9 protein-coding genes are annotated in these 13,322 nt (G+C 66.2%); 3 read left to right on the forward strand and 6 right to left on the reverse strand.

The annotated features are described in order from the left end of the window. Nucleotides 1-2: 2 nt before the first annotated feature. Together AC6LJY_RS00105 and AC6LJY_RS00110 are read left to right on the forward strand one after the other, a co-directional pair. A complete protein-coding gene (locus tag AC6LJY_RS00105) occupies nucleotides 3-1,484 on the forward strand; it encodes an efflux transporter outer membrane subunit (protein ID WP_498135038.1) in 1,482 nt (493 codons plus the stop codon). 10 nt (nucleotides 1,485-1,494) lie between these two features. Beyond that, entirely contained in the window at nucleotides 1,495-2,337 is an 843-nt protein-coding gene (locus tag AC6LJY_RS00110) for a tRNA threonylcarbamoyladenosine dehydratase (RefSeq protein ID WP_498135039.1), read from the forward strand. Nucleotides 2,338-2,344: 7 nt separating this feature from the next. Here the strand turns inward: AC6LJY_RS00110 and AC6LJY_RS00115 are convergent, their stop codons facing one another. From AC6LJY_RS00115 to AC6LJY_RS00125, 3 genes are read right to left on the reverse strand one after another with little or no spacing between them, the layout of a single operon-like run. Further along, on the reverse strand, nucleotides 2,345-2,656 hold the full coding sequence (locus AC6LJY_RS00115) for a non-heme iron oxygenase ferredoxin subunit (protein ID WP_046803552.1): 312 nt from the start codon (nucleotides 2,654-2,656) through the stop codon (nucleotides 2,345-2,347). A gap of 25 nt (nucleotides 2,657-2,681) precedes the next feature. Further along, nucleotides 2,682-3,155 (reverse strand): aromatic-ring-hydroxylating dioxygenase subunit beta, encoded by a 474-nt coding sequence (locus AC6LJY_RS00120; protein WP_104143504.1) that lies wholly within the window; start codon nucleotides 3,153-3,155, stop codon nucleotides 2,682-2,684. Nucleotides 3,156-3,157: 2 nt separating this feature from the next. Continuing rightward, nucleotides 3,158-4,396: an aromatic ring-hydroxylating dioxygenase subunit alpha gene (locus AC6LJY_RS00125; protein WP_046803529.1), complete on the reverse strand. Its 1,239-nt coding sequence runs from the start codon at nucleotides 4,394-4,396 to the stop codon at nucleotides 3,158-3,160. 159 nt (nucleotides 4,397-4,555) lie between these two features. Here AC6LJY_RS00125 and AC6LJY_RS00130 point away from each other — a divergent pair, with 159 nt between their 5' ends. Beyond that, nucleotides 4,556-5,488: a LysR family transcriptional regulator gene (locus AC6LJY_RS00130; RefSeq protein WP_498135040.1), complete on the forward strand. Its 933-nt coding sequence runs from the start codon at nucleotides 4,556-4,558 to the stop codon at nucleotides 5,486-5,488. Here AC6LJY_RS00130 and AC6LJY_RS00135 read toward each other — a convergent pair. From AC6LJY_RS00135 to uvrA, 3 genes are all read right to left on the reverse strand, one after another. After that, nucleotides 5,469-6,101, reverse strand: coding sequence for an aminotransferase class IV family protein (locus AC6LJY_RS00135; RefSeq protein WP_046803527.1), 633 nt, complete (start codon nucleotides 6,099-6,101; stop codon nucleotides 5,469-5,471). The two genes, AC6LJY_RS00130 and AC6LJY_RS00135, sit on opposite strands and share 20 nt — an antisense overlap. A 75-nt stretch (nucleotides 6,102-6,176) precedes the next feature. Further along, a complete protein-coding gene (locus AC6LJY_RS00140) occupies nucleotides 6,177-7,313 on the reverse strand; it encodes an aminodeoxychorismate synthase component I (protein WP_498135041.1) in 1,137 nt (378 codons plus the stop codon). 5 nt (nucleotides 7,314-7,318) lie between these two features. After that, on the reverse strand, nucleotides 7,319-13,123 hold the full coding sequence (gene uvrA, locus AC6LJY_RS00145) for an excinuclease ABC subunit UvrA (RefSeq protein ID WP_498135042.1): 5,805 nt from the start codon (nucleotides 13,121-13,123) through the stop codon (nucleotides 7,319-7,321). Between the last annotated feature and the right edge of the window lie 199 nt (nucleotides 13,124-13,322).

Genomic DNA, 13,322 nt, shown 5'->3' on the forward strand with positions numbered 1-13,322 from the left:
CGATGAAAGCGGTTTCCCTGATTTGCAAACCCGTCGCGCTGGCGCTGCTTGTTGCGCTGGGCGGATGCGGCAGCCTGCTGCGCAGTGACTACGAACCCCCCATGACCCAGACGCCCGCCGCCTGGACCCATGGCGGTTCGGAAAACCTGCATGCGCCCCTGGCCCAGGGCGGCCAGTGGTGGCGCAACTTCAACGACCCGGTGCTCAACGGCTTGATCGACGCCGTGCTGGCGCGCAACAACGATCTGGCGGCCGCCGCGATCCGTGTGCGCCGCGCGCAATACCAGGCCGGCTTGACCGAAGACCAGCTGATGCCGCAACTGGGTGGCGACGCCAGCGTGACGCGCAACCGCAACCTGTACGGCGACCGCATCATCACCCGCAACAACCAGGCCCAGCTGACGGTCAGCTACGAAGTGGACCTGTGGGGCAAGCTGTCGCGCCAGCGCGATGCGGCCCAGTGGGAAGCACTGGCCACCGAGCAAGACCGCCAGTCCGCCGCTTTGTCGCTGGTGGGCACTACCGCCACGCTGTATTGGCAGACGGCGTTCATCAACCAGCGCATCGCCAGCAGCGAGGAAAGCATCGCCTACGCGCGCCGCACGCAGGACCTGGTGCGCGCGCAGTACGCGGCGGGCGGCGCGTCGGCGCTGGAGCTGGCCGAAGCCGAACAGACCGTGGCCAGCCAGCAGGCGGCGCACACGCTGCTGGTGCAGCAGCGCGTGGAATACATCAACGCGCTGGCCATCCTGTTTGACGGCCCGCCCGACCGCAGCATGGCCAACCCGCCGCGCCTGCCGCCGTACCCGTTGCCCGAGGCGCGCGCCGGCGTGCCCGCCGATTTGCTGGGCCGTCGCCCCGACCTGCGCGCCGCCGAACTGCGCCTGCGCGAGGCGCTGGCCACCGTGGACGCCACCCGCGCCAGCTTCTATCCGCCCGTGACGCTGACGGGCGCGGTGGGCAGCGCCAGCCCCACGTTGTCGAACGTGCTGCAAAACCCCGTCGCCGCCCTGGGCGTGGGCTTGACGCTGCCGTTCCTGCAATGGAACCAGATGCAGCTGAACATCAAGATATCCAAGGCCGACTATGAAGAACGCGTCGTCAATTTCCGGCAGACGCTGTATCAGGCCATGGCGGATGTTGAAAACGCCTTGTCGAACCGGACGCAGCTGAGCTTGCAAGCCGAGCAACTGGCGGTGTCGCTGCGCGCGGCGCGCGATGCCGAACGCCTGTACGAAGTGCGGTATCGGGCAGGGGCGGTGTCGCTCAAGGACTGGCTGGACGCACAGGAGAAGCGCCGCAGCGCCGAGATCGCGCGCGACGAAAACGGCTTGAACCGCCTGGTGAACCAGGTGACGGTGTACCGGGCGCTGGGCGGGGACGATCAGGAGCAGACTGAGGCGCAGACGCAGGCTGAGACCCAGGCTCAGACCCAGGCGCAGACCCAGACCAAGGTTCAGACTCAGGCCCGGCCCTTGCCCTAAAATAGCCGCCATGGACTTTCCCGACCCCACCCCAGCCCCCGCCGCCGACCTGGACCGCCGTTTCGGCGGCCTTTCCCGTTTGTACGGCCCGCAAGCGCCCGCGCACTTGCAGCGCGCGCACGTGGCCGTGGCCGGCTTGGGCGGCGTCGGGTCGTGGACGGTTGAGGCGCTGGCGCGTTGCGGCGTGGGCGCATTGACGTTGATCGACCTGGATCACATCGCCGAATCCAACGTCAACCGGCAACTGCACGCGCTGACGTCCACGTTGGGCAAGTCCAAGGTGGATGCGATGGCCGAGCGGGTGCTGGAGATCAACCCCGAATGCCGCTTGACGCGGGTGGATGACTTCGTGTCGCCCGAGAACGTGGCCGAGGTGCTGCCCGGCCCCTACACCGTCATCATCGATTGCACCGACCAGGCAGCGGCCAAGATCGCAATGATCCTGCACGCGCGCGCATTGGGCGTGCCGATGCTGCTGTGCGGCGGCGCGGGCGGCAAGACCGATCCGCTGGCGTTGCGGGCGGGGGACTTGTCGGCGGCGGTGAACGACGCCTTGTTGTCCAAGCTGCGCAACAAGCTGCGCCGCGAACACGGGTTTCCGCGCGCGTCCGACCAGAACGGCAAGGCGCTCAAGCGCGTGCCCAAGATGGGCGTGCATGCGTTGTGGTTCGACCAGCCGGCCATTCTGCCCGACGCCTGGACGCGCCCCACTGAAGGCGAGGACGATGTCGGCGCCGCCGGCCAGGCGACCGCCCCGCAAGGCTTGTCCTGCGCGGGCTACGGCTCGGTGGTGACGGTGACGGCGGCCATGGGCATGGCAGCGGCCAACGAAGCGCTGCGCATGGCGATCTGACGCGGCGCTACAGCGCCACGAACACCATTCCGTCTTCGATCCTGACCGGATAGGTCGCCACGTTCTCGCGCAAGGGCGAACACAGCGCCCGGCCGTCGCGCACATCGAAACGCCCCTGGTGCAGCGGGCATTCAATTTCATGGCCGGTTAAAAACCCGTCGCACAGGCGGGCGTTGCCGTGCGTACAGAGGTTGTCCGTGGCGTAGACCTGGCCGTCCACGCCGTACAGCGCAATTTCGCGGTCGCCCGCCTGCACGGCAATCACGTCGTCTTCGGGCACATCGGCATGGGCGATGGCCTGTATCCATTGGGTGGTCATCGTCATGGCGGTGATCCTGGCTAGGCTAGATGGGGTAGATCAGCGAATTGGGCACCAGCTCGCTGTCGAAGATGCACAAGCGCGATTCGAACTTCATGCCGTCGGGCGTGTTGCGCACCACGTCCAGGTAGCGGCCCACGTTGAATACCGTGGTCAGCTGATTGGGCTTGGTGCGAAAGACGGCGTAGTTGGCTTCGGATTCGATGCGGTCGCCCTGGACCGACAGCACGCGCGGCGCTCCGACCACGTGGCGCTGGTAATACGGGTCGTGGAAGATCGTTTCGGTGGCGCCGTAAATGCGGTCTTTCAGCATGCCGCGGCTTTCGAACGCCATGGTGGCCAGTGGGTAGCCGCGTTCATGGTTTTCGCGGGGCAGCACCTTGTAGATGCAGTCTTCCAGGAAAAAGTCGGGCCACTTGTCCCATTGCTCTGCGTCCAGCGCGGCGGCGTAGTCGGTGTACAGGCAGGTCAGCCGGTAATAAAGAGGAAAGTCCAGCATCGTCATGCCTCCATCACGCGGCGCCAATACGCGTACATGCCGCGTATCAACGTTTCAGTGACCATGTGGTCGGTGTTCTCGGCCGTCTTGCCGCCCAGTTCCGCCACGCTGCGGTGCCACGGCTTCTGTTGAAAACCCGATTGCGAAAATTCGATCACTTCGCCGTCGTCGGCCGACACGAAGCCGGCCGGGCCAAACAGGTTTGCCTGGCGCAGCCGCCGTTGCGTCATCTCGGGCGTGTCATCGGCAAAGCCGAAGTGCGTCCAGACGAAGTCGAAGGCGTCGTGGCCCACGGGCTGGATGTGGCGGGTGGATAGCGAATTGACCTGCTGCTGGATGATGACGCTGGGAAACAGCGTCATCAGCACGGCGGTGGGGCCGTTCCACCAGGGCTCCGGCACGATGTCCAGGAAGCGGTCATCGTTCAGCGACATCTGTTCCTTGAAGCTGGACACGCCGCTGGTCACGCTACCCTTGCCGCCCTGGCCGCGCGTGGAAATCATGGCGGCGTGGCGAAAATGGCGGTCCATCTTCAGTTCTGAGCGGTTGTCGGCGCGCCACAGGCCAAAGGTGACGAACCAGGTGTGCAGCAGGCCCGGGTGGTAGGGGTCTTTGATGTTTTCCTGCATCAGCTTCCAGTTGCCGGGGATGCGCTGGCGGCTGTAGCCGTGGATAAGCAGCTGGCGGCCGTCGAACACGCGGTCGAAGTAATGCAGGATGTCCGGGCCCAGATAGTCTTCGAGCGGTTCGGCGTCGTGGTCGAACGAGGCGAACACGACGCCGTTGCGACAGGCCACCGCCAGCTTGGTCAGGCTATGGTCCTCGGTTTTGAAGTCGGGCGGCATGCCGCCGTTGACCTTGCCGTCCTGCTTGACGCCGCGCCGGAACGGCACGCCGATCAGGTTGCCTTGCAGGTCGTAGTTCCACTGGTGATAGGGGCAGACGAATTCGGTGCGGTTGCCGGAACGTTCGCGGCAGAACTGCACGCCACGGTGGGCGCATACGTTTTCCACCACGCGGACCTGGCCGTCGTTGTCGCGTAGCAGGATGACGGAACGTTCGCCGACGGCGGTGCGCTTGAAGTCGCCGGGGTTGGGGATTTCGGCTTCCAGGCCAACATAGCACCAGTGCGCCTGGTAGAAAAAACGTTCCAGCTCGCGTTGGTGCAGGGCGGCGTCGGTGTAGACGCCGAACGGAATGCGGTGGGAACCGTCGTCCGGCCAGGGCGGGTCGATGGGCATGGCTTGTCTCCGAGTCGTTGTCGCGGCTTTTATCGCAGCGTTTATCGCAGCGTTTATCGCTGCTTTTATCGGTCCATGTTCCGCCACGCGCAGAAATAAATAAATAGAATCTGGTCAATAGAACGCATCACCAGAATCAATATTGGTGGAGACAAGCGCATGAACCTGAAAGACGTGGACCTGAACCTGCTGGTCGTCTTCAACGAACTGCACAGGCATGGCCGGGTATCCACCGCCGCGCACAGCCTGGGCATCTCGCAGCCCGGCGTCAGCAACGCGCTGACCCGTCTGCGCAAGCTGCTGGGCGATGAGCTGTTCCTGCGCACGTCGCGCGGCATGGTGCCCACGCCCTATGCCGAGGCGCTGGCCCAGCCCATCGCGGACGCGCTGGCGGCGCTGCATGGCACGCTGAACGCGCGCGCCGTGTTCGACCCCGCAAGCAGCGAACGGGCCTTCGTGATCGGCGTGAACGATGTGGGCGAAACCTATTTCCTGCCACGCCTGATGCGGGCGCTGGATGCCGCCGCCCCGGGCGTCACCATCCGCACGGTGCGCACCACGTCGATCGACGTGCGTGACGAAATGGAGCGCGGCCGCATCGATGTGGCGATGGGTTTCCTGCCCGGTCTGCAAAGCGGTTTTTTCCAGCGCAAGCTGTTCAGCCAGCCTTATGTGTGCATTTTCCGGCGCGACCATCCGCTGGCGCATTCGGGCGTGTCAGCCAAACAATTCCGCGCGGCCGAGCACGTGGCCATCGTGTCCGAAGGCACCGGGCATGGCGTGGTGGACGAGGTGATCGCACGTGCCGGCATCCAGCGCCGCTTGCGGTTAACGGTGCCGCACTTCATTGCGGTGGGGCCGGTGTTGCAGGCCACCGACATGATCGCGGTGGTGCCGCAGCGTTTTGCCGATTGCGCCTGTGCGCCCTTCGGGCTGGCGACGGCGCCCTGTCCGGTGAAGATTCCGGAGTCGGTCATCAATGTGTTCTGGCACGCGCGCAACCATCGCGATCCCGCCAATCAGTGGCTGCGGCAGGTGGTGGTGGAGCAGTTTGCGGACCCGGGCGGGCCGCTCAGGCTTCCCGCAGCGTGACGTTGAACCAGCCGCGCAGCGCGTTCGACAGCCGGATTTCGTCGGCGGCATGCAGGTCGGCCAGCGTCAGCACGCGTTCGCGCACGTTGGCCGTATCCAGCAGTTCGCCGCGTTGCACACCGGGCAGGCAGCCGCTGTCCACCGGGGGCGTATACCAGCGGCCGTCCAGGCGCAGGTATACGTTGCTGCGGCTGCCTTCGCACAGTTCGCCGCGTTCGTTCAGATAGAGCAGGTCAAAGATGTGCGGATGCGCTGGCAGCCATTCGATAGTCTTGGTGTACCAGGGGCGGTGCGTGGTTTTGTAGCGCAGCAGCGGTTCGGTCGAGCGCAGCGTCTCGGGCGCCAGCATCACTTCCTGCACGGCGGGCAGGGGCGGCAGCATGGCGGTCTGGATCTGGCGGCTGCCGTCGCGGGCCACCAGCAACCGCAGCCGATGCGCGCCCGGGGTCACCAGGCTGGTAGCGGCGATCATGATGTCGCCTTCAACGGCGCGCCCGGCCCAGACATAACCCAGGTCCTTGCAGGACGCCTCCAGCCGCTTCAGGTGGCGGTCCAGCAAGGGCACGCGCTGTTCGGCATCAACCAGGATGGTCTCGATCAATTCGGGTTGCATGGGTCGCTCCTGGTCGTGGCGGGTGTGGCCGGGCTCTATGCTACTACCGCCGTCGCCGGAAGTTCCAGCGCGGCATCAGGCCCGCAGGATCCGGGCTTTCCAATGGCACTCCTGCCATTCCTCGGCGGGGTCCGAATCGTGCACGATGCCGCCGCCCACGCTGTAGACGCCGTGGCCGGCGTCATCCAGCACCAGGGTGCGGATCGCCACGTTCAACGAAAAATCGCCATCCGGCGCCAGCCAGCCCACGCTGCCGCAATACAGGCCGCGCGGGCCGGTTTCCATCTGGCGGATGCGGCGCATGGCCGCGACCTTGGGGGCACCGGTGATCGAACCGCAGGGGAACAGCGCGCGCAGCACGGCTTCCAGGGTGGCGTCGGGCGCCTGTGCCGACACGGTGGACGTCATGGTCCAGACAGTGGGATAGCGCTCCAGCGAGAACAACGCGTCGACCTTGACCGAGCCCGGCTGGGCCAGGCGACCCAGGTCGTTGCGCAGCAGGTCCACGATCATCAGGTTTTCGGCGCGGTTTTTCTCGCTGGCCAGCAGGGCCTGCCCCAGCCGCGTGTCTTCCCCGGCATCGGTATGGCGTGGCGCCGTGCCCTTCATGGGGCGGGTCGTCAGCCGCGAGCCGTCTCGCCGTACGAAAAGCTCGGGCGAAAACGACAGCACCGTGCGCGCGCCGTCCTGGATAAAGGCGGCGTGGGCGACCGGGTTGCGGGCGGCGATGCGCCGGTAAAGCGTGGCCGCATCCCCCTGGACTTGCACGTCCAGCGGCTGGGTGTAGTTGACTTGGTATAGCTCGCCGTCTTCGATCAGGCCCCGGATGGCGTTGATCTGGCGCACGTAGTCGGCTTCGGTCATGCGCGGCGCGGGCAGGGTGATGGCTGCGTCGGCGCTGGCCGCGTCGGGCGCGTCCCACGGCGCTTCGTCGACCTTGCGTTCGAACACCAGCGCGGTCAGGCGCGGGTGGCCGTCGTCTTGGCGAGCCGTCCAAGAGCAGGTCGGCGCCGCCCGCGTGGCTTCCGGCAGCAGCCATTCGCCCAATTCGTAGTCCAGCAACAGGGCCACCCAGCGGCCCTGCTGCCGGGCGGCCTCGATGGCCGCCAGCGCCGGGCCGACCTCGGCGGCGGTGCGTGCCTCGATCCGGGAGCAAAAGCCCTCGAACTTCAGTGCGCGACCGGCCAGCCGGTCTTCAAAACGACAATGCATGCTTGCTACGGATGTTGATGAGCCAGGAATTCCGTCAGGACGCGTCCCGTGTGGGAATGGTCGGCCAGGGTCATCACATGTTCCGGCGAGCCTTCGGCAACCAGCTGCCCGCCGCCCGTGCCGCCTTCGGGGCCCAGGTCCAGCAGCCAGTCGGCTTCGGCGATGACGTCCAGATTATGCTCAATCACGACCACCGTATTGCCGGCCTCCACCAGGCGATGCAGCACGTGGATCAACTTTTCAACGTCGGCCATCGACAGGCCCACCGTGGGCTCGTCCAGCACGTACAGCGTGTGCGGGATGCGCGAGGCGCGGCCGGTCTTGATCAGCCCGTCGGTCAGGCGCGCCTTGGATAGCTCGGTGACCAGCTTGATGCGCTGGGCCTCGCCGCCCGACAGCGTGGGCGACGGCTGGCCCAGCGTCAAATAACCCAAGCCCACGTCCTGCATCAATTGCAGCGGGCGATGGATCTTCGGGTGCGCGGCGAAGTAGCCGATGGCGTCGTCCACTTCCATGGACAGCAGCTCGCCGGCGTTCTTGCCGCGCATCTGCACGCTGAGCGTGTCGCTGTTGAAGCGCGCGCCGTTGCAGGCGTCGCACGGCACTTTCACGTCGGGCAGGAAGTTCATTTCGATGGTGCGCATGCCCTGGCCTTCGCAAATGGGGCAGCGGCCATCGCCGGTGTTGAACGAGAAGCGCGCCGCCGTCCAGCCGCGCATGCGGGCTTCGCGGGTGTCGGCGAACTGCTTGCGCACGTCGTCCCAGAAGCCCACATAGGTGGCCGGGCACGAGCGCGGCGTCTTGCCGATGGGGGTCTGGTCCACTTCCAGCACGCGGTCAATGGCTTCCCAGCCCTTGATGCTTTCGCAGCCCGCCCAGCCCGGGGCCTTGCCCTGCGACACGGCTTGCGTCAGGTTGTCCAGCAGCACTTCGCGCGCCAGCGTGGACTTGCCGGAACCGGACACCCCGGTCACGACGCTCAGCCGGCCCACCGGAATCTTGGCGTCCACGCTGCGCAGGTTATGCAGGCGCGCGCCTCGGATTTCGATCATGGGCGTGTCCGCTTCCACCGCACGACGGCCTTGCAGCGGATGCGCCAGCGGCGTCTTCAGGTAGCGGCCGGTGATGGATTCCGGCGCGTTCATGACGTCTTCCACGGTGCCTTGCGCCACGACCCGACCGCCACGGATGCCCGCGCCGGGTCCGATATCGATCACGTGCGAGGCGCGGCGGATGGTGTCGTCGTCATGTTCCACGACCACCAGCGTGTTGCCGTTGCCTTCCAGGCGCGCTAGCGCGTCCAGCAGGATGCGGTTGTCACGCGGGTGCAGGCCGATGGTGGGCTCGTCCAGCACGTAGCAAACACCTTGCAGGTTGGAACCCAGCTGCGCGGCCAGGCGGATGCGCTGCGCTTCGCCGCCGGACAGCGTGGGCGCGGCGCGGTCCAGCGCCAGGTAGTTCAGGCCCACTTCCTGCATGAAGTTCAAACGGCCGCGAATTTCGGTCAGGATGTCGCGGGCGATCTCGCCTTCGCGGCCACGCGCCACCAGTCCGGTAAAGAAGGTGTGCGCGTCCGACACCGGCAGCGACGCCAGTTCGGCAATGGACTTGTCGCGCCAGCGCACGGCGCGCGCCACGCGGTTCAGGCGCTGCCCGTCGCACTGCGTGCACGCCTTGGCCTCGCCTTCGTACCAGGCGTTCCAGGCGGTTTCCTCGCCCGTCTGCTCTTCGTCAAAGCCCTGCAATTGCAGGCCCGTGCCGTAGCAGCCCGTGCACCAGCCGTGCTTGGAGTTGTATGAGAACAGGCGCGGATCGGGTTCCGGGAAGCTGGTGCCGCAAGATGGGCACGCGCGCTTGACCGAAAAATGCTGCTGCTGCAATTCGCTGTTCAGCGCTTCATGCAGCTTGTTCACCGGCCACACCACCGACATCACGCCCTGGCCGTTTTCCAGCGCGCTTTTGACGGCGGCGCGCAGGTCGGCCTCGTTGGCGGGGTCCACCACCACGTCCGCCACGGGCAGTTCGATGGTGTGTTCCTTGTAGCGGTCCAGACGCGGCCACGGGGCCACGGGGATGAACTCGCCATCCACGCGCAGGTGCGAATGGCCCTTCGAACCGGCCCACTTGGCAAGGTCCGTGTAATAACCCTTGCGCGCGGTGACCAGCGGGGCCAGCAGCCCGATGTGCACGCCCTTGTGGTCACGCAGCAGGCGCGCCACGATCTGGTCCGTGTTCTGCGGCTCAACGGCCACGTTGCAATCCGGGCAGTATTGCGTGCCCAGCTTCACATAGAGCAGGCGCAGGAAATGGTGGATTTCCGTCATCGTGGCCACGGTGGACTTGCGCCCGCCACGGCTGGTGCGCTGTTCGATGGCCACGGTGGGCGGAATGCCGAAGATGGCGTCCACGTCGGGCTTGCCGGCCGGCTGCACGATGGCGCGCGCGTAGGCGTTCAGCGATTCCAGGTAGCGGCGCTGGCCTTCGTTGAACAGGATGTCGAACGCCAGCGTCGACTTGCCCGAGCCGGACACGCCGGTGATCACGGTGAATTTGTCGTGCGGGATTTCGACGCTGATGTTCTTCAGGTTGTGCTCGCGCGCGTTGCGGATCTCGATGGCCATGTTGCCTTGGCGACGCGCGCGCATCACGGACTGCAATGGCGTGCCTTCGCCGGCGCCGGGGCCGGCGGCATCGGTGGCCACGTCCGCGCCGTTGTAGACGGCGGTGGGCTCGGCGATGCGCGCGGTCAGGCCGGCTTGCTCGACTTCCTGCGCGTCGATGTCGCTGGTGACCACCACGTCGGCCGGCAGGATGCTGACTTCGTAGTCACGCAGCGCCGCGCCGGTATGCGACTTGGGGTTGTCCATCAGGTCTTGCGGGGTGCCCACGCCGATCAGCAGGCCGCCGGCGTCGCCGCCTTCGGGGCCCAGGTCGATCAGCCAGTCGGCCGCGCGGATCACGTCCAGATTGTGTTCGATGACCAGCAGCGTGTGGCCGGCGGCCAGCAGCTTGCGAAACGCGCGCATCAGCCGCGCCACGTCGTCAAAGTGCAGGCCGGTGGTGGGTTCGTCGAACAGGAACAGGCTGCCCTTCTTGGCGACCTTGGCGGTGGAAATGCCGCTGCGCGCGGCCTCGGCCAGGTGGCCGGCCAGCTTCAGGCGCTGCGCCTCGCCACCGGACAGCGTGGGCACGGGTTGCCCCAGCCGCACGTATTCCAGGCCCACGTCGGCCAGCGGCGCCAGGCCGGTCTGCACGTCGCGCAGGCCCTTGAAGAAGTCCAGCGCTTCGCTGACCGTCATGGCCAGCACTTCGTCGATGGACGCGCTTTTGCCCAGGTGTTCGACACGCACTTCCAGCACTTCGGGGCGGAATCGCTTGCCGTCGCAGTCGGGGCAACGCAGGTAGACGTCGGACAGGAACTGCATTTCAACGTGTTCGAAGCCGGTGCCGCCGCAGGTGGGGCAGCGGCCGTCGCCACCGTTGAAGCTGAACGTGCCGGCCGTGTAGGCGCGTTCGCGCGCCAGCGGGGCCTGGGCAAACAGCTTGCGGATGGCGTCAAACGCGCCCACGTAGCTGGCGGGGTTGGACCGCGCCGTCTTGCCGATGGGCGTCTGGTCCACCATGACCACGTCGGCGATCTGCTCGGTGCCCAACAGGCGGTCGAACGCGCCGGGCGTTTCCGACGGCTTGCCCTTTTGCTTCAGCAGCGCGGGGTACAGCACGTCTTGCACCAGCGTGGACTTGCCCGAACCGGACACGCCGGTCACGCAGACCAGCCGACCCAGCGGCAGTTCGACGGACACGTTTTTCAGGTTGTGCGCGTTGACGCCTTCCAGCAGCAGGCGCGGCGTGTTGGCTGCCACCGGCATGGGGCGCGGCGCTTCCACGCGCTGGCGTCCGCCCAGGTAGTTGCCCGTCAGCGTGTCGGCCGCGCGCAGTTGCTTGGGCGTGCCGTCAAAAACGATGTAGCCGCCGCGTTCGCCGGGGCCGGGGCCGATGTCGATGATGCGATCGGCGGCCACCATGACCTGCGGGTCGTGTTCCACCACCACCAGCGTGTTGCCGGCGTTGCGCAAGCGGTGCATGACTTCGACCACGCGGTGCATGTCGCGCGGGTGCAGGCCGATGGACGGCTCGTCCAGCACGAACAGCGTGTTCACCAGCGAGGTGCCCAGCGCGGTGGTCAGGTTGATGCGCTGCACTTCGCCGCCCGACAGCGTGCGGCTCTGGCGGTCCAGCGTCAGGTAGCCCAGGCCCACGTCGCACAGGAACTTCAGGCGCGCGCGCACCTCGGTCATCAAGAGGTCGGTGGCTGCATCCAGCGCGCCCGAGAAAGACAGCCCGTCAAAGAAGCGCCGTACCCGTTCGATGGGCAACAGCATCACGTCATGGATCGACAGGCCGCCGATGTTGTTCAGCTGATCGCGCGACCAGTTGGCGCCGACCGGCATGAAGCGCTGATAGCGGCCGTCTTCGGGCGGCAGCACGGTGTCGGCTTCTTCCTTGGTGCCCAGGCGCCACAGCAGCGCATCCGGTTTCAGGCGCGCGCCGTTGCAGGTGGGGCAGGGCGTGTAGCTGCGGTACTTGGACAGCAGCACGCGCACGTGCATCTTGTACGCCTTGGTTTCCAGCCAGTCGAAAAAGCGCTGCACGCCGTACCACTGGTGCTTCCAGGCATCGTTGCCGCCCTTCCAGTCGGGCGTGCCGTACAGCACCCAGCGCTTGTGTTCTTCGCTAAGGCTTTTCCAGGGCACGCCCAGCGGTACGCCCGCGCGGGGGGCGTACTTTTGCAGCTCGTCCTGGCATTCCTTGTAGGACGGCGTGGTCCAGGGCTTGATGGCGCCTTCCATCAGGGTCTTGTTTTCGTCGGGGATGACCAGGCCGAAGTCGATGCCGATCACGCGGCCAAAGCCCCGGCACGCCTCGCAGGCGCCCAGCGGGGAATTGAACGAGAAGCTGCTGGGCAACGGGTCGGTGTATTCGATGTTGCAGTCGGCGCAGTGCAGGCGGTCGCTGTATTTCCAGATGTCCGCGTTCTCGCCCTCGGCGTTCATGACGTAGACGGCCAGGTGCCCGGCGCCCATGCGCAGTGCCGTGTCCAGCGCTTCCATCACGCGTTCGCGTTCGGTGCCGGCGAAGCGGAAGCGGTCTTGGATGACGTGCAGGATGCGGCGTTCTTCGCCGGCGTCCTTGGCGGCCTTGCCCTTCTTGGCGCCTTTGGCCGGCTTGGCCACGGTGGCGCGCGGCACCGCCGTTTCCTCGGCGTGCACGCGGGTGTAGCCCTGCTGCTCAAGAAAGCCGCGCACTTCGTCTTCGGTGAAGTTGGCGGGCACGGCAATGGGAAAGGTCACCACCAGGCGCGGGTCGCCGGCCACGGCGGCGCGTTCGGCCAGCGAGTGATAAACGGATTCGGGCGTGTCGCGCCGGACCAGCTTGCCGCAGCCCCGGCAGTACAGCCGCGCGCCGCGCGCAAACAGCAGTTTCAGGTGGTCGTTCAGTTCGGTCATCGTGCCGACCGTGCTGCGCGAGCTGCGCACCGGGTTGGTCTGATCGATGGCGATGGCGGGCAAAATGCCCTCGATGCGGTCTACCTGGGGCTTGTCCATGCGGTCCAGGAACTGGCGCGCGTAGGGCGAGAAGGTTTCCACGTAGCGCCGTTGGCCTTCGGCGTACAGGGTGTCGAAAGCCAGCGAACTTTTGCCGGACCCCGACACGCCGGTCACAACGACCAATTCGCCGGTGGCGAGGGTCAGGTCCAGGTTTTTAAGGTTGTTCTGGCGTGCGCCAACGATGCGGATTTGGGAGATCATGGACGGTATCGTAGCCTGAGGAAGCCGCCTGCCCGAGCGATAACCCATCGCTGGTTCCAAGCGCGGCGATATGGAATAATTGCCTATATTGTGATGCGGTTGTCCACATTATGGACACCACCAGGCGGTCTAGCTGTACAAATAAACAGTATCGCAGATTCGTCTGAAAACCGCGCTGCCTGCATTTCGAATCTGTGGC

The organism is Achromobacter sp. RT286_PF, assembly GCF_059760425.1.